Source organism: Chloroflexota bacterium (assembly GCA_016197225.1).
Taxonomy (GTDB): Bacteria; Chloroflexota; Anaerolineae; order Anaerolineales; family VGOW01; genus VGOW01.
In genome coordinates this window covers 78,490-96,660 of sequence record JACPWC010000016.1, presented here as the reverse complement: position 1 = coordinate 96,660, position 18,171 = coordinate 78,490, and the positions used below count along the sequence as shown (strand labels likewise).

13 protein-coding genes are annotated in these 18,171 nt (G+C 59.4%); all 13 read left to right on the top strand.

Annotation, left to right across the window (positions count from 1 at the left end):
• The first annotated feature begins 321 nt into the window (after positions 1 to 321).
• Positions 322 to 1,107, top strand: a complete 786-nt coding sequence (locus HYZ49_03555) for an alkaline phosphatase family protein (GenBank protein ID MBI3241350.1) — start codon at positions 322 to 324, stop codon at positions 1,105 to 1,107.
• A 30-nt stretch (positions 1,108 to 1,137) separates the two neighbouring features.
• Positions 1,138 to 2,088: a GDP-mannose 4,6-dehydratase gene (locus HYZ49_03550; protein ID MBI3241349.1), complete on the top strand. Its 951-nt coding sequence runs from the start codon at positions 1,138 to 1,140 to the stop codon at positions 2,086 to 2,088.
• Positions 2,085 to 3,056: a GDP-mannose 4,6-dehydratase gene (gmd, locus tag HYZ49_03545; protein ID MBI3241348.1), complete on the top strand. Its 972-nt coding sequence runs from the start codon at positions 2,085 to 2,087 to the stop codon at positions 3,054 to 3,056. The genes HYZ49_03550 and gmd overlap by 4 nt, the downstream gene beginning before the upstream one ends.
• A gap of 69 nt (positions 3,057 to 3,125) precedes the next feature.
• The gene (locus tag HYZ49_03540; protein ID MBI3241347.1) at positions 3,126 to 4,592 is read left to right on the top strand and encodes a phosphoglucosamine mutase; all 1,467 of its coding nucleotides are present in this window, start codon (positions 3,126 to 3,128) and stop codon (positions 4,590 to 4,592) included.
• A 425-nt stretch (positions 4,593 to 5,017) separates the two neighbouring features.
• Complete coding sequence (gene ltrA / locus HYZ49_03535) at positions 5,018 to 6,490, top strand: group II intron reverse transcriptase/maturase (GenBank protein MBI3241346.1); 1,473 nt, start codon at positions 5,018 to 5,020, stop codon at positions 6,488 to 6,490.
• Between the two features lie 106 nt (positions 6,491 to 6,596).
• Positions 6,597 to 7,769 carry a phosphopentomutase gene (locus HYZ49_03530; protein ID MBI3241345.1) on the top strand — a complete coding sequence of 391 codons (1,173 nt, stop codon included), beginning with the start codon at positions 6,597 to 6,599 and terminating at the stop codon, positions 7,767 to 7,769.
• Positions 7,770 to 7,903: 134 nt separating this feature from the next.
• Entirely contained in the window at positions 7,904 to 8,662 is a 759-nt protein-coding gene (locus HYZ49_03525; protein ID MBI3241344.1) for a TatD family hydrolase, read from the top strand.
• Positions 8,659 to 9,648, top strand: coding sequence for a polyprenyl synthetase family protein (locus tag HYZ49_03520; protein ID MBI3241343.1), 990 nt, complete (start codon positions 8,659 to 8,661; stop codon positions 9,646 to 9,648). Before HYZ49_03525 ends, HYZ49_03520 begins: the two co-directional genes overlap by 4 nt.
• Positions 9,649 to 9,653: 5 nt before the next feature.
• Complete coding sequence (locus HYZ49_03515) at positions 9,654 to 10,832, top strand: glycosyltransferase family 4 protein (protein MBI3241342.1); 1,179 nt, start codon at positions 9,654 to 9,656, stop codon at positions 10,830 to 10,832.
• A gap of 41 nt (positions 10,833 to 10,873) precedes the next feature.
• Entirely contained in the window at positions 10,874 to 11,416 is a 543-nt protein-coding gene (locus tag HYZ49_03510; GenBank protein MBI3241341.1) for a hypothetical protein, read from the top strand.
• Between the two features lie 11 nt (positions 11,417 to 11,427).
• The gene (locus tag HYZ49_03505) at positions 11,428 to 13,731 is read left to right on the top strand and encodes a glycosyltransferase family 39 protein (protein MBI3241340.1); all 2,304 of its coding nucleotides are present in this window, start codon (positions 11,428 to 11,430) and stop codon (positions 13,729 to 13,731) included.
• A gap of 83 nt (positions 13,732 to 13,814) precedes the next feature.
• Positions 13,815 to 15,860: a YfhO family protein gene (locus tag HYZ49_03500; protein ID MBI3241339.1), complete on the top strand. Its 2,046-nt coding sequence runs from the start codon at positions 13,815 to 13,817 to the stop codon at positions 15,858 to 15,860.
• A 26-nt stretch (positions 15,861 to 15,886) separates the two neighbouring features.
• On the top strand, positions 15,887 to 18,169 hold the full coding sequence (locus HYZ49_03495; GenBank protein MBI3241338.1) for a hypothetical protein: 2,283 nt from the start codon (positions 15,887 to 15,889) through the stop codon (positions 18,167 to 18,169).
• Positions 18,170 to 18,171: the final 2 nt, after the last annotated feature.

Here is an 18,171-nt window from a genome sequence, read left to right as displayed (position 1 = left end):
GAATACTTCCTCCAGTTATTTTAAAAAGGTGGCGGCAAAAGGCAAGCCGCCTCAAAACCACGGCGGCTGAATGAGAGAACTTGTGAACGGCATTATACCTAGCGGGGAAAGGCCTGTCAAACAAAGGCCAAACAAAGCTTGTTGGTAACTGCTCAGCCATCCTGATTTATCCACAGATTACGCAGATTTTCGCAGAAGGAAATCTGTGTCAATCTGCGAAATCTGCGGATTTCTTGGGCGGTTTGCAAAGATAGCCTGAGCAGTTACGCTTGTTGTGGCATAATTCCGCGTTGCGCTTGGATAGTTTGATCTGGAGAATTTATGCCTCTTGTTGCTTTGATCATGATTGACGGCCTCCGGCCCGACGCGGTAACTCATTGCCCGACGTTGAGCGGCGTGTTCGAGCGGGGCGCTTACACGTTGCGGGCCTCGAGTGTGATGCCATCTATTACGCTCCCATGTCACATGTCCATTTTTCACAGTGTGCCGCCGTCCCGGCACGGCGTCACCACCAACACCTGGTCGCCGATGGCGCGGCCACTGCCGGGGCTGGTGGAAGCGGCCCAGGCGGCAGGCAAGCGTTGCGGCTTCGTTTACAACTGGGAGCCGTTGCGTAACCTGAGCCAGCCGCTGAGTTTGCACGCCTCCAGTTTTCGCGACGTGCCCTACGATCTTTCTTCCGGCGACGCATTTGTAGCCCGGGAAGCGATCCGGATGATGGCAGATGTTGCGCTTGATTTCATCTTCGTCTACTTTGGCACGGTGGACACGAGCGGCCATAATCATGGCTGGATGTCGGCTGAATACTTGAAGCAGGCCGAAAAGGTAGATGGCCTGCTCGCCTCAGTTTTGAAAGCGATGCCCGCCGAGGCGCATGTGTTGATCCAGAGCGATCACGGCGGCCACGACCGCAATCACGGCACTGACTCGCCGGATGACATGACCATTCCCTGGGTCGTGGCCGGGCCGGGCGTCCGAGGCAATTATCAACTGGCCGGGCCGATCAGTTTGCTCGACACTGCGCCCACCCTGGCCCGCTTGCTGGGCTTCGCGCCTCACGCGCAGTGGGAGGGGCAGTGCGTGGCTGAGGCATTCGCTCAGGTATAATCGCTGAAAGACTCTTGCGGAGTGTATGTGTTGCGGATTCTAATCACCGGGGTTACTGGTTTTGCCGGCAGTCATCTGGCCGATCACCTTCTGGCTCAGTCGGGCGTTGAAGTGTGGGGCGCGTCGAACCGCCCCGACTGCCCGCCTTACCTTGATCGGCGAGTCCGGTTAACGCAAATCGATCTCTGCAACCCGGCCAGCGTTGACGAGTTGTTGGACCGCCTCAGGCCCGACCAAATTTACCATTTGGCCGGGCAGGCCTTTGTGCCGCAAAGCTGGGCCGACCCCTGGGACACGATGGAGAACAACATCCGTCCGCAACTCAACCTCATCCAATCGTGCCTGCGCCTCAACCTAAAGCAGGCGCGCATCCTTTCCGTTTGCTCCAACGAAGAATATGGCCGCCTGAACCTGGACGAACTGCCCGCGCGCGAGACCACACCTTTCCGCGCTGACAGCCCTTACGGCGTGAGCAAGATTGCGCAAGACTTTCTGGCGCAGGCCTACCACCTGAGTCACGGCTTGCATATCATCCGGGTGCGCCCCTTCAACCATATTGGCCCGCGCCAGAACCCGCGCTTTGTGGCCGCCGACTTCGCCAGCCAGATCGCCGCCATCGAGCGCGGTCTGCAGCCGCCCGTCATTCGCGTCGGCAACCTCAAAGCCGAGCGTGACTTCACCGACGTTCGTGACGTGGTGCGCGGCTACGCCGCCGTTTTAGACCAGGGCCGGCCCGGCGAAGTTTATAACATTGCTTCCGGCCGGCCCCGGCCTGTGCAAGCTGTGTTGGATGGATTACTGGCGCTCTCCACGGCCTCAATTGCGGTTGAGGTAGACCCGGCCAAATTTCGCCCGTCGGACACCCCCCGCCAGCAGGGCGATGCGACTAAGATGATGGCCGCCACTGGCTGGGCGCCCGCCATTCCCTTTGAACGATCACTGAAAGATTTGCTAACCTACGAAAGAGAACGCCTCTCATGAAAACAGCATTGATCACCGGCATCACCGGCCAGGACGGCTCCTACCTGGCCGAGTTTCTCCTGGCGCAGGGCTATCGCGTCGTCGGCATGGTGCGCCGTTCCTCCACTATTAACTTTGATCGCATCAAGCACATCCAGAACGATATTGAACTGGCGCAGGGCGACCTGCTCGATCAAATGTCCATCGTGGACATCTTGCGTGAGTATCAACCAGGCGAGGTTTATAACCTGGCGGCCCAATCGTTCGTCCCCACGTCGTGGAAGCAACCCGTCCTCACCGGCGAGTTCACCGCCATCGGCGTCACCCGCATGTTGGAAGCCATCCGCACCACCAACCCGGCCATCCGGTTTTATCAGGCCTCATCGTCGGAGATGTTCGGCAAGGTGATGGAAGTGCCGCAACGCGAGACCACGCCGTTCTACCCGCGCTCGCCTTACGGCGTGGCTAAAGTTTACGGCCATTGGATCACCGTCAACTACCGCGAGAGCTACAACCTCTTCGCCTGCTCCGGCATCCTCTTCAACCACGAAAGCCCCAGACGAGGCCTTGAATTTGTCACCCACAAAGTCACGCACGGCGTGGCCCGGATCAAACTTGGCAAAGCCAAAGAGCTTAAGTTGGGCAACCTGGAATCGCGCCGCGATTGGGGCTATGCCGGCGATTACGTGCAAGCCATGTGGCGCATGTTGCAACAGGAGAAGCCGGATGACTTCGTCGTCGCCACCGGCGAGACGCATTCGGTGCAGGAGTTGTGCGAAGTGGCCTTCGGGCGCGCCGGCCTTGACTGGCATGACTATGTAACGCAGGATCAAAAATACTTCCGCCCCGCCGAAGTTGATCTCCTCGTCGGCGACCCGGCCAGGGCCGGCAAGGCGCTGGGCTGGGAGCCAAGCGTCTCCTTCAAACAATTGATCGAAATGATGGTGGACGAAGACATCAAAGCAATTCAGGAAGGCCGGGAAGTTTGATCCACAGATCATGCAGATTTACACAGACGGGTAATCTGTGAAATCTGTGAAAATCTGTGGATGGAAATAATGTCACGACTATTTGGAACTGACGGTGTTCGAGGCGTGGTGGGCGAGTGGCCGCTCGTGCCCGAATTTGCCCTGGCCCTGGGGCGGGCCGCAGGCTCGGTGCTGGCCGCCCATTCCAAACAGCCCACCATTCTTGTTGGCCGCGACACCCGGCAGTCCGGCCCGATGTTGCAAAGCGCCCTCGTCGCCGGCCTGCTCGCCGGCGGCGTGGACGTGCTTGAGCTTGACGTCATCACCACGCCCGGCATCTCCTGGCTCACGCACAAACTGGGCGCGCGGGCCGGCGTTGTCATCTCAGCCTCGCACAATCCTGTTCAGCAGAACGGCATCAAGTTCTTCGGTCCTGAAGGCCACAAACTGCCCGAAGCCCTCGAAGAAGAGATTGAACGCATCGCCGACCCCCAACCCGAAGACACCATCCCCAACACAACCCGCCCCAAGATCAGGCCGGGCCGAATCATGGACGGGCACGGGATGCGTGAACTATATATTGAAGGCCTCCTGGCCGAACACCACGATTTGCAATTGGATCGCCTGACCGTCGTGTTGGATTGCGCCAACGGCGCCGCCTCTGAATACGCCCCCGAAATCTTCGCCCGGGCCGGAGTGAACGTGGTCGCCATTCACGCCTCACCCACCGGCCTCAACATCAACGTGGATGCCGGCTCTGAAAACGTGCGTCAGTGGCCGGGCAAAATGAAGAACCTGATCCAAAGCTACCATGCCAATTTTGGCGTGGCGTTTGACGGCGACGCCGACCGGGTCATCTTTGTTGACCAAAATGGCGGCGTGGTGGATGGCGACCACATGCTTGGCATGTTGGCCCGTTACTTCGACAAACGGGATCAACTACTGGGCCGCTCACTCGTCACCACCACCATGCGTAACGCCGGCCTAAAAAAGTTTGCCGAAGCCGCCGGCTGGCAACTTCACGAAACGCCGGTGGGCGACAAATACGTGACTGAAAAACTCATCGAACTTCGCCGCAACACACCGCAATCAGGCGGGATCGGTCTGGGCGGTGAGCAGTCGGGCCACGTGATCCTGCTGGACGACTCTCACGTCACCGGCGACGGCATGAGAACGGCGCTGTTCGTCATGCGCGCCTTCATCGAATCTGGCGCAACATCAATGGCCGAGTTCGCCGCCGGGATCGGCAAGACGCCGCAGGTGATCGCCTCTGCCGACGTGGGGCGCGGCCCGCGCCTCGACAAGTTTGCTTTGGTTGACATCGAGAACCAAACTCTGGCCGGCCACCCCGGCCTCACTCGCATTAACCTGCGCTATTCTGGAACCGAATCTAAATTCCGGGCCATGCTCGAATCCGACGGCCAGCAGTCCGAAGAAGCTCTGGCCGGCATTGCCGCCAGGATTTGCCGCCAGATTCAGGCGGCCTCTGGCATGAATGGCGGCGGCATTGAAATTCAAGACTGTAGCCGGGGCGGCCTTTTGATGACAACGGATTGAACGGATGTAAACGGATAGTTTTGAAGATTATCCGTTCAATCCGGTGCGCCGATGAAAACTGGTAAGGTGTCAAGAGTGAAAGTCACATGCGATAAAGGTCTAGCGAACCAAATCGGCCCTGAGTCATGCGTGGGCGGGAGAAATCCCGTCGGCGAAGCGTTGACAAGGGAACTAGTAGGTCGGGTATTGAGCCACGAAATACGGATCAACTTCGGAGCGCCAACGTGGTCGGATACACGGAAGGCAACACTGTGCCGAGCGATAGCTGGACGACCAGCCTTGCGCGAGTTCGGGACAGGCTCTGCGTGGTCAGAGACCCCGCACATGCTGGGAAACACTTTACGCAGGAATCGGGAGAGCCTGAAGTTGCCTGTTGCGGAAGATGGAACGACAGGTTGCATCGGGAAGTCTAAGGACGCAAGCCGATGAAGAACGACTACAGGCAGTCGGACGGGGGCGTAGTACCTGAGAAATCTCCGAACATCACTGAACGAACAGGGATGGAGGAGATGGAGGGAAGGCCGCCGACTAAAGGGAATGTGGTTCAACCCGTCATGCTCTGGACACAGAGCCGGGACAATGGCATGGAAGCGGCGTTGAAACGCATCCGAATAGCAGTGGAACGAGAAAAGGAGGTCAAGTTCACCGCGCTCTACCATCACGTCTACAACGCTGACCATCTGCGCGAAGCGTATCTCCGCCTCAAACGAGATGCCGCGCCGGGGGTGGACGGTGAGACGTGGCAACAGTACGGGCAAAACTTGGAGAACAATCTGCAAGACTTGTCTGCGCGGTTGCGGCGTGGAGCGTACTGGGCAACTCCGGTTCGGCGGGTGTACATACCCAAAGCTGACGGACGCCAGAGACCGTTGGGAATACCGACGCTGGAAGACAAGATAGTGCAATGGGTGACAGCGCAGATATTCACGGTCATTTGGGAAGCGGAGTTTCTGGGCTTCTCGTATGGATTTCGACGGGGGCGCAACCCGCACAGCGCGCTGGATGCGTTGACAGTCGGAGTCACACAGAAGCAGGTGAACTGGGTGCTGGATGCGGACATTCGCGGGTACTACGACACCATCTCCCACGATTGGCTGGTGAAGTTCATCGAGCATCGGGTTGGGGACAAGCGCATCGTGCGTCTCATCCAGAAATGGTTGAAAGCCGGTGTGCTTGAAGAAGGGAGTTGGACGCCGAGTGAAGAAGGGACGCCGCAAGGAGGGCTGATTAGCCCGGTCTTGGCGAACATCTATCTTCACTATGTGTTCGACCAGTGGGCGCACCAGTGGCGGAAGCGGAACGCGCGTGGGGAAGTCATCCTCGTGCGGTACGCCGACGACTTCGTGGTGGGCTTTGAGCATCGTGAGGAAGCGGAGCAATTTCAAGGCGAACTGACGGAGCGACTGAAGAAGTTCAATTTGGAACTGCACACCGACAAGACCCGACTGATTGAGTTCGGACGCTATGCGGCGACGAACCGCGAGAAACGGGGCGAAAGCAAACCGGAGACGTTCAACTTCTTGGGCTTCACGCACATCTGCGGTAAGACTCGGAAGGGATACTTTACGGTGAAGCGGCAAACGATGCGAAAACGATTGCGGGCGAAGGTGCGAGCAGTGAAACTGGAACTGCACCGACGCCTGCATGAGCCAATCCCGAAACAAGGCGCGTGGTTGCGGTCGGTTATCTTGGGACACTTTCGGTACTACGGTGTGCCAATGAATAGTCCGGCTCTGAGCGAATTCCGAAACCAAATCGTGAGAGTGTGGAAGCGCGCGCTGGAACGGCGCAGTCAGAAAGCCCGCCTCACTTGGGAGCGGATGTCTCGCTTGGGGCGTAACTGGTTGCCTTATCCTCGTATCTACCATCTGTATCCGTCTCAACGGCTAATCGGCTGACCTAAGGTAAGAGCCGGATGCGGTAACTCCGCTCGTCCGGTTCTGTGAGGGGGGCGACCCGTGAGGGTCGTCCCTACCTCGACTTTCATCCGTTGTCAAAAAAGCTATGATAAGAATTAACCAAACCATCATCATCGTCCTCGACAGCGTTGGCGTTGGCGACGCGCCGGACGCCGAGGCCTACGGCGACGTTGGCTCGAACACCACCGGCAATATCGCTCGCGCTGTAGGCGGCTTGAGTTTGCCCAACCTGGCAATGCTTGGCCTCGGCCATCTTGGGAACTTCGACGGCATCCCAGTGGTGGAAAAGCCGACCGGCGCGTATGGCCGCCTGACCGAAGTGTCGGCGGGCAAGGACACGACGACCGGCCATTGGGAGTTGGGCGGCGTCTCGCTCAAGAAACCGTTTCCCACATTCCCCAATGGTTTCCCAAAAGAATTTGTGGAAAGTTACGAGACTCGAATCGGTCGAAGAACGCTCGGCAACTATCCCGCCTCTGGCACGGTCATTATCGAGCAACTGGGCGCAGAACACGTCGCCACCGGCAAGCCCATCATCTACACCTCAGCCGACAGCGTGTTTCAGATTGCCGCTCACGAAGAAGTGATTCCAATTGGCGAGCTTTATCGGCTGTGCGAAATCGCCCGCGAGATGTTGGTGGACGAATTAGCTGTGGGGCGGGTGATTGCCCGTCCGTTCGTCGGGCCGGTCGGCGCATTCAAGCGCACCGAGCGCCGCCGCGACTTTTCACTCACCCCGCCGGCCGACACGATTTTAGACAAGGTGAAGGCGGCAGGGTTAATGTCGGCGGGGGTGGGCAAGATCGAAGATATTTTCGCGCATCGCGGCCTGACCGATGTCAATCACACCGGCAACAACGAGGCCGGGGTGACGGCCACCATCGAGTTCATCAAGACGCGCCGTCCCGGCCTGATCTTCACCAACCTGGTGGACTTCGACGCGCTGTACGGCCACCGCAACAATGTTGAAGGATACGCTCAAGCCTTGCGTGACTTCGACCGCCGCCTGCCGGAAATTCTGGCGGCGATGAGCGATGACGACGTGCTGTTCATCACCGCCGATCACGGCAACGACCCGACCACGCCCTCGACCGATCACTCACGCGAGCGCGTGCCACTGCTGGCGGCGGGCAAGCGCATCAAGCCGGTTGCCATTGGCACGCGCGGCTCGTTTGCCGATTTGGCGGCTACGGTTGCCAACGTGCTGAACGTAGAGCCGCCAAATGAAGGCTCAGAGTTTGCATCTGTGATTTTGTAGGGGCGAAGCATTCGGGCGAGAATTTTGGCGAAGGGTGAGTTTGCCCTCCGAATGCTTCGCCCCTACCCCAAAACCAGACATATTTGATACAATTCTCACAAGTGAAATTGGTTGATACGCATTGCCACCTTGATATGTCCGCTTTCGACGCCGACCGGGACGCAGTGATCGCCCGCGCCCGCGAGGCCGGGGTGGGGCGCATCATGAACCCGGGCGTTGATCTGGACTCGAGCCGCCGGGCGGTGGCCCTGGCCGAGAAGTATCCCGAAGTCTATGCCGCCGTTGGCTTTCACCCGCACGACGCGGCCAAACTGGGCGCGGATGAACTGAGAGAGCTTCGGGTGCTGGCAACACACCCGAAGGTGAAGGCGATTGGCGAGATCGGGCTGGACTACTATCGCAACCTTTCGCCGCAGGACGTTCAGCAGAAGGCGTTTCGGGCGCAACTGGAGCTGGCCGCTGAGTTGAGCCTGCCGGTGATCATTCACAACCGGGAAGCGTTCGCCGATGTGATCGGGATGTTGACAGAATGGGGTTGGGCACGAGAGGCGGCCAGACCGTCCGGCGTCCTGCACTCGTTCAGCGGCGACCGGACTCAGGTGGAGCCGTCTCTGAAGGTCAACTTTCTTCTGGGCCTCACCGGGCCGATCACGTTTCCGAAGGCCGACGAGATGCGCGCTGTGGCCGCGACTGCGCCCCTCTCGAAGTTATTGGTTGAGACCGATGCGCCTTATCTGACGCCCGCGCCGCGCCGGGGCAAGCGCAACGAACCGGCTTACGCGCGTTACGTGGCCGGGAAGCTGGCCGAGGTGCGTGGCGAAGACTTTGAAACGATTGTGAGGCAGACGGGCGCCAACGCCAGTCTGCTCTTTGAATGGAGTAATTCCGATTGACTACGATAACCAAATCTTCCATGACTGAACTGCTCTCGCCTGTGCGCGACGGGCTGAAGGCGGTGGAAGATCGGATGCGCGATTATGTGCCGGATCAGCACGAGGCCCTGACAGCGGCCATCAACCATTTGCTGGCCTCGGGCGGTAAGCGGATTCGCCCGGCCATGTCTTTGCTCGCGGCCGGCATTTTCGGCGCGGACTCGGATGAGGCGGTCTCGGTGGCCGCTTCGATTGAAATGTTGCACACGGCCACGCTGGTGCACGACGATTTGATTGACGGCTCGCTCTTGCGGCGCGGCATTCCCACCCTGAACGCCAACTGGAATGCCGGGGCCACCGTCCTCACCGGCGACTACATCTTTGCCCGCGCCGCCGACCTGGCCGCCCAGGCCAACAGTGTGCGCGTGATGCGTATCTTTGCCCGGACGTTGATGATCCTCGTCAACGGCGAGATCAACCAGATGTTCAAGAGCCGGGGCATGGCCAGCCGCGACGACTACTACCGCCGCATCTATGCCAAGACCGCCTCTGTTTTTGAGGCGGCCACCGAGGCTGGGGCGGTGGTGGGCCGGGCGACCGAGGATGAAATTTCGGCGCTGGCCGAATGTGGCCGGCAGGTTGGCTCCGCTTTTCAAATTGTGGACGATATTCTGGACTTTGTGGGCGACTCGGCTCACATTGGCAAGCCGGTGGGCGGCGACTTGCGGCAGGGGCTGGTGACGCTTCCGGCGCTCTACTTCCTGGAAGAACATCCCAACCATCCTGATCTCAGAGCCTTGCTCAACGGCCACATGGGTGACGCCGCCATTACCGCCCGGGTGGTCGAAGCCGTAAGCAACTCCGGCGCGATTCGCGCCTCACTCAACGAAGCCCGCGACTTTGCCAACCGGGGCCTGGCCGCGCTCGACACACTTCGCAGCCCCGCCGGCCCTTATGCCGACTCTCTGCGCGGCCTGGCCGATTACGTCGTCAGCCGCGATCTCTGACGCCGATGAAGATCGGCTTCGTCACCGGCGAATACCCGCCCATGCAAGGCGGCGTGGGTGACTTCTCGCGCGAACTCGCCCACGCCCTGGCCGCCCTGGGCCACGATGTTCACGTCATCACCCATACTTCCATCGGTAGTGGCGACTTTAGTCGCCCCTTGCCGACGACTAAAGTCGTCACTACGAACGTCAACGTTCATCCCATCACTCGCTCCTGGAATCTTCAATCTCTACTCTTTGTTCGCCGCCTCGTCCGCGCCCTCTCGCTCGACCTCATCAACATTCAATACCAGGCCGCCGCTTATGGCATGACAGCGCCGATTCACGCCTTGCCGAAAGTGGCCGGACTGCCATCGGTTGTCACCTTTCACGATCTTCGCGTCCCTTACCTTTTTCCAAAGGCAGGCCGCCTCCGCCGGGACGCCGTCAACACCCTCGCCCACTCGGCCTCCGGCGTCATCGTCACCAACCCCGAAGACCGGCTGGCTCTCGAACGCGACTCACGCATCAAACATCTCGCCGAGATTCCTATCGGTAGCAACATCAAACCCTTTGCCACCCACAACGGAATACGAAATACGCAATACGGCCCACGTTGGGGCTTCACGGACTCAGATGTCGTCGTTGGCTACTTCGGCTTCCTCAACACCAGCAAAGGCGGCGAAACCTTGTTCCGCGCTCTCGCCCAATTGCCCAATTACAAATTGCTTTTGATCGGCGGGCGCGCCGGAACCAGTGACCCGACCAACGCCGCCTATGCCGCCCAGCTTGACTCGCTGGCCATTCAACTTGGCGTCGCCAGCCGCATCATTCGCACCGGCTTCCTGCCGCCCGCCGAAACGACTCAAGCCCTCCTCGCCTGCGACCTCATGGCAATGCCCTACGTTGACGGCGCTTCCTTTCGGCGCGGAACGTTCATGGCCTGCCTGGCGCACGGCCTGCCTACCATCACCACCCAACCGGCCACGCCTCTGCCGCAACTGCGCGACGGCGACAACATCCGCCTCCTGCCACCCGAAGACCCTGCCGCCCTCGCCGCCGCCATCCGCGAACTGGCCGCCGACTCGGCTTTGCGCCTCAAACTATCTATCGGCGCGCTTGAACTCGCCGAGGAGTTCACATGGGATAAAATAGCGATGCAGACGGCGACCTTCTTTGAAAAGATTCTGGATCGCCAGGAATAATTGCCTTTTACAAGAACCTATCAAGGACAAGGGAAAACCCAATGGGCAAACGATCAGAAGAAGAAACTGTCCCCGCCAAGATGAAGCCGATCTACGAGGCTATCGTTGCTCGAATAGAGGCTGTTTGCAAGGAACACCTCAACGACGAATATGCGACTTTGAGCCGACAACTGGCGGCGGCGCTGGCTCGCAAGCGGCCTTCTCCGCTTGAGCGCGGCAAACCTGAAGTCTGGGCTTGTGCTGTCGTGTATGCAATTGGCACGGTCAACTTCCTATTCGATAAATCTCAAACTCCGCACATGCGGGCCGACGAACTCTGCGCGGCCTTCGGCGTGAGCGCCAGCAGTGGATCGGCCAAGGCTAAACTTATTCGGGATATGTTTGACTTGTTTCAGTTTCACCCGGAATGGACCCTGCCGAGCCTTGTTGACAGCAATCCGTTGGTGTGGATGCTCAGCGTCAACGGCATGATTCAAGATATTCGGTACATGCCTCGCGAGGCCCAGGAAGTTGCCTATCTCAAAGGCCTCATCCCATACATTCCAGCGGATCATCCCGAACGACTCCCGAAACGCTCCCGGTGATTCAAGTCGCCTTGCGCAAACTACAACACGCCCCCCGAAGGGGCCAACCCATCTTCTGGCTTGTCGTTAGCTTTATCATCGTTGGCTCAATCTACGCCGTCACCACGCCCCTCTTCGAAGCCTCCGACGAACTGTGGCACTACCCGATGGTGCAACATCTTTCGCGGGGCGGGGCGCTTCCGGTGCAGGACCCGAACAACGTCGGCCCGTGGCGGCAGGAGGCCAGCCAGCCGCCGCTGTATTACTATCTCATGGGCTGGGCCACCGCTTGGGTTGACATCGCCAAAGGCGATGACATGCAACAAGTTCGCTGGCTCAACCCGCACGTAGATAACGGCATCATCACCGCCGACGGCAACATCAACCTTGCCATTCACACGCCCGCTGAGAACTGGCCCTGGCGTGGAACCGTGCTGGCCGTGCGCCTCGTTCGCCTGCTTTCAGTCCTCATGAGCGCAGGCACGGTGCTGTTCACCTACCTCCTCGCCCGCGAGTTCTTCGACGACGAACCTTCGCGCCTCATGAGCGCCGCCATCGTCGCCTTCACGCCCATGTTCGCCTTCATCTCCGGCGCGGTGAACAACGACAATTTGGCCTCCCTCCTCTCGGCGGCCATTCTATTCCTTCTCGTTCGCTTTGTACGTAATACCCAATACCCAATACCCAATACTCAATACTTGCTTCTGGGGATTCTCTTGGGCCTCGCCGCCCTCACCAAACAATCGGCCCTCGGCCTCTTTCCGCTTACTGGCCTCACACTTCTAGTGAACAGTGGGCAGTGGACAGTGAACAGTCGGAAATCGGTAATACTGTTCACTGTTCACTGTTCACTCGTCTTTATTCCCGCCCTCCTCCTCCCCGCCTGGTGGTACATTCGCAACCTCCAACTTTACGGCGACCTGCTGGGCTGGAACGCCTTTATTGCCGTGCTGGGCAAGCGGCAGGCCCCGGCCTCTCTCGCTCAGCTTTGGGGCGAACGCGAAAGCTTCACCCGCTCTTACTGGGGCCTCTTCGGCGGCGTCAATGTCCCTATGAGCGACTGGATTTACACCGCCCTCAACACCGTCGCCCTCATCGCCATCATCGGTTTGGCCGTCTTCCTTATTCGTTCCATTGTTCTATTCCGTCGTTCTAACTCCCCACTCCTTGTCTCCTTGTCTCCTTCTTTTTCTTACTTCCTGCTCTTCGCCCAACTCGCCCTCCTCCTCTACGGCCTCATTCAATGGGCAACTATCACCTGGTCGTCTCAGGGCCGTCTCGTCTTTAGCGGAATCTCGGCCATCACGGTGTTGATGACGTTGGGACTCAGAACCCTGCTCTCCGCCAGAGTCCGCTCAACCGGCCTCGGGGCCATTGCTGCCTTTATGGCCGCCGTCACCCTCATTTCCCCCTTTTCCTTCATTTCCCCAAAGTACACTGATCCGCCATCGCTTACTCAGGAACAAATCGCCGCCATCCCCAACCGCCTCGACGCCGACTTTGGCTCGCTCACCTTCCCGCCCGAAATGCGCCTGCTCGGCTACAAGCTCGATACGACTCAAGTAACGCCCGGCGGCCCGGTGCAACTCACGTTATACTGGCAATCGTTGGTGGCGATGGATCGCGATTGGAGCGTCTTCGTGCATGTGGCTGACGAGAACCAGATCGTCGTCGCCCAGCGCGACACCTACCCCGGCCTCGGCCTGATGCCCACGCGCAAGTGGGCGGTTGGGCGAACGCTGGCCGACACTTACGTGATCAACGTTTCGCCAACGACTTACGCGCCGGACAATGCCAGCATTGAGATTGGCCTGTACGATTACAATACTGGTGAGCGATTGCTGATTGTTTCTGGCGATCAATCGGGCAGAGACGCGCTGAGGCTTGCGCCGCTGACCATCGCCGCAAATTCCGGCGATTTGCCAAACCCGCAAGCTCTCAACTTTGGAAATCAGATTCAACTCGCGGGCTACGAAATGGATCGGCGCGCGCTAGCTTCGGGCGAGGCGCTAACTCTAACTCTCTACTGGCGCTCAATTACACCAATAACCACTAACTACTCTATCTTCGCCCACGTTCGCGGTGCAGGCGAATCACTCTGGGCGCAGGCCGACTCGTGGCCGCAAGACGGGGCCGCGCCGACTGCAACCTGGGTTCCCGGCAAGATCGTCTCCGACATCCGCACCCTGACCCTCAAGCCCGACACCCCGCCCGGCGTGTACGATGTGGAAGTTGGCCTCTACGACGAAAACGGCAATCGCCTGCAACTCATTTTGCCCGATGGCCGCCTGACGGACAACTTTGTATTCCTGTCCAAGATTCGAGTTCTGCCCTGACAAGGATGACAAGATGAAGGGATGACAGGATGAATGCAAGGATCATCTTGCCATCTTGTCATCCTGTCACCATGTCATGCTTCATGCGCCGCTTCCTCCTTCATCCTTTCTCCTTCCTCCTTCTCGTCTGGCTCCTCTTCTTTTGGCGCTACCTCGTCGGCCAGGTGACATTTCCAAGCGGCGACTTCACCTATCAATTCTTCGTCTTCCGCGACATCGCCTACCGCGCCCTCGCCGCCGGCCACTTGCCGCTGTGGTCTGATTGCTTTTTCGCCGGCTATCCCTTCCACGCCGACCCGCAATCCCAACTCTTCTATCCGCCCATCTGGATCAGTTTTGCTCTGCTCAAGATCATGGGCTGGGGCAACTTCCCCCTCTTTGCCCTCACTCTGGAAACGACCTTTCACTATCTTCTCGTCAGCATCTTCACCTTTTGCTTTTTACGCGCCGAGCTGGGTTCTCCCACGCGCCCCGGCTCCCTTGCTCCCTTGCTCGGTTCCATCACCTTCACCTACGGCGGCTACCTCACCGGCTACCCGCCACTGCAATCCGCCATCCTCGAAACCGTCGCCTGGCTCCCGCTCATTCTCCTCATTCTCCACCGCCTGACCGAATCACCAATCACCAATAACCAATTACGCCTCATCGCTTTCTCTTCCATCACTCTCGCCCTCGCCTTCTTCGCCGGCCACCCGCAAACCTTTCTCTTCGTCGCCTATCTCTCCGTTGCCTATTTCATCTATCGCGCCGCCGTCAATGCCCGCCCCTGGCGCTGGACGCTGACACGCCTCGCCGCCATCTTCGGCCTGCTCTTCGGCCTCTCGCTCGTTCAGCTTTTGCCGCAGGCGCAATACCTCTCGCTTTCCACTCGCGCCTCGCTCACCTTCGAGCAACTTGCCAGCGGCTTCTCGTCCGGCATCGTCAAGCAGTTCCTTATCACCGATCCGGTTTGGAGCCCGTTGTACGTTGGCATTTTGCCATTAGTGCTGGCCCTGACCGCCGTGGCCGCCGTCCGCAAAAGTAGCGTTCTGTTTTGGCTTGGCGTTGCGCTCGTGAGTCTTGTTCTTTCGCTCGGCGGCAACACGCCTCTTTACACGCTCGCCTACTATCTCCTTCCCGGCTACCGCCTCTTTCGCGGACAAGAGCGGTTGGCGATGCTGGTCTCGTTTTCGCTGGCGACGCTGGCGGCGTATGGCCTGGCGGCGATCATTTCCTGGTGGTCTTCGAGGGGAGAGGGGAGGGGGGTGAAGGCCGTCTCCCTGCTAATCGTCGGCTTCACCGTCCTCAACCTGTATCTCACTCGCACCTCCACCAATCTCGTCGTGCCGTTCGATCCCTATCCTTACAATCTCATCCTCGATCCCATCCGCGCCGACCGCGAACCTTTCTTCCGCGTGCAAGACGATGCCCGCATGCAGGGCCACTTCGCTTGCGGCTACGGATTCAAAGAGTGGGGCGGCATCTCGCCCATCCGGCCTGCCGCCTGGGCAACGTTCGACGAACACGCGCCCGAGAGCTTGCGCTGGAAAGTGATCGGAATGAAATACCTGATTACATGGAAGAACGGCGCGTTGACTCGTGAGAACGAACTGCCGCCCGCCGTCCGTGTGGCCGAGGGCTTGGCCCCTCAGGGCGAGGCGAAAGTTTACATGATGTACGAACTTCCGCGCCGCGCCTGGCCCGTCTATCAAACGCAAACGACCGACGACGTTTTCGCCGCCTTGCGCGCCCCCGGTTTCGATCCTTTTGCAACTGCTGTCATTCGCCCCCCCTCTCCCCTGTTCGGCGCTCTCCCGAACGGGGGAGAGGGCCGGGGTGAGGGGGCCGTGACTGTGATAGGAGACTACCCCGGCCACCTCTCGCTGACGGTGACAACCGACTCGCCCGCCCTGCTCGTCATCAGCGAAGCCTACTATCCCGGTTGGGCCGCCAGCGTGAATGGGCAACCCGCTCCCGCCCTCGAAGCCGACGCTTACCTGCTGGCCGTCCCCGTCCCGGCAGGCGACTCAACTGTTGAACTCAGCTATCGCCCCATAACATTACTTGTTGGCGCACTTGTTTCTTTGTTATCATTAGCCGTCTGCACTCTGCTAATTGTGTTTCGCCCACGCGAAGCATCCAATCTCTAATCTCCAATCCTCCAAACTCCCTTTACATGCCTCGCCCTCTCCGCCTCATCCTCCTTGTCTATCTCGCCCTCGGCCTCGTCTACGCCCTCGCCACGCCGCCATTCGAGGCTTCCGACGAAGTGTTTCACTATCCATTTGTCCGCAACATTGCGCTTGGCAAAGGCTTGCCTGTTCAAAAATTGGACGTTCATCAACCGTGGGAGCAGGTGGCCTTTCACCCGCCGGCTTATCACATTCTCAGCGCCGCCCTCACCTTCTGGATTGATACCAGCGACTTCGACTCCCTCCGTGCCGCCAACCCCTTTGCCCGCATCGGCATCCCCGGCGCGCCGCAGAACGTCAACTACACCCGCGCCGCCGCCCGCGCCATCGTCGAGCCATTTGTGTTTCACGGCTCCGCGCTGGCAATCTACATCATCCGGCTATTGTCATTGTTTCTCGGCGTCTGCACCGTCACCCTCACCTATTTTTTCGTGAGCACCCTCTCCCCCTCTTCTGTCGAGAGCACTTCTCGACGGGAGAGGGGGCCGGGGGGTGAGGCGATTCTTGCCACCTGCCTCTTGGCCTTTAACCCCACCTTCCTCTTCATCAGCGCCTCGGTCAACAACGACAGCCTCACCTGGCTCACCGCCGTCGCCGCCCTGTTTGTCGCCGTTCATCTCATGCGTGGGCCGTCGCAATTTATCAAGAGAGAGATCGGGGATTTGAGATTAGATATTCCAACTGTTGGCGTTTTGCTCGGCATCGCCGCGCTTGCCAAAGTTTCGGCGCTCATCCTCACGCCGATCGTCGGCCTGGCTCTGCTGGCCCAAGCCGCCCGCACCCGCAACTGGCAACGCTTCTTCGTCAATGGCACGATCATCGTCGGCCTCGTTGCCCTGATTGCGGGGTGGTGGTACGTTCGCAACCTCATTCTCTACAACGAGCTTCTGGCTCTCAATATTTTCGGGCAATTCACTGCCGCCCGCCTTGAGCCTTACACCCTGGCCACCTTCTTCTCCGAGTGGCCGAGCTTCTGGCTGTCGTTCTGGGGCATGTTCGGCTCGTTCAACATCATGGCCTCGGGCTGGGTCTACAGCTTCTTCACCGCCCTGACTTTCGCCGGCATCGTGGGTGGCGTGTGGCGGCTAATTCGCAACCGGGATGCCATTCTCAAACAAGGTCGCTGGCACTGGCTCACCCACGGCTTGCTCATCCTCTTCATCGCCGTCACCGCCGTCAGTTTGCTTCGCTGGAACTTGCTCAACTATGCGGCGCAAGGCCGCCTCATGTTCACTGCCCTCGCCCCGCTCATGATGTATCTCGCCGCCGGTTTGCTGTCGTGGATTCCGCGCCGCTTCGCCATGCGATTCGTCGGCGCGCTCGCCGGCGTGTTGGGCTTCATTGCGCTTTACGTCGCCGTCAACGATGTGGCCGCCGCCTACCTCCCGCCCGCGCCGCTGGCCGAGTCGCAACTGCCCACGACCCTTCGCCCCATCAACGCCCGCCTCGCGCCCGGCGCAGAACTCATCGGCTACACCCTCGACTCGCCCGACCTCACCGCCCCCAATAACCAATTACTAATAACCCTCTACTGGCGCGCACTTTCGACGATGGACAAAGACTACAACTTGTTCTTGCACATCCTCGGCCAAAGCCGCGCCCTCGTCGGCAGTGTGGACACCTGGCCCGGCGGCGGCTTGCGGCCTACTTCGTTTTGGAAGACGGGCGAAATTTATCAGGACTCTTACGTGATCCAACTTGACCCGGACGCGGCCACACCTTCTCAGCTTTGGCTCGACCTGGCGATGTGGGAAACTGATCCGGGCTACCCGATTCAAATCACCGGCCCGGACTCTGCGCCCATCCCGTCCGTCATCGTGCCGGTGGGCAGGATCGACTCTCCCCAGTCAGTGGCGGCTACCCCTGAGAAATTAGTTGGAACGACGCTGGAAGGCGGCATTACTCTGATCGGCTTTGATCTCCCTGAATCTCCAATAACCAATCAACCAATAACCCTTTCGCTTTACTGGCAAACGTCAGAGCCTTTGCCTGCCGATTACACCGTCTTCATCCACCTGATTGATGCAAATGGACAACAGTTCGCCGCCGACGGCCCGCCGCTGAACGGCGACTGGCCAACTTCGGCCTGGCAACCGAATCGACTCGTGATCGATCCACACACGCTCGTCTTTCCTGCGCCGGGCGAGTACGCGATTCGCGTCGGTCTCTACGACCCGGCCACGGTGATTCCACTAGCGGCTTTTCGCGCCGACGGCTCCGAATGGCCCGACCGGGCAATTGAGTTGATGACCGTCAGTGTAAAATAGAC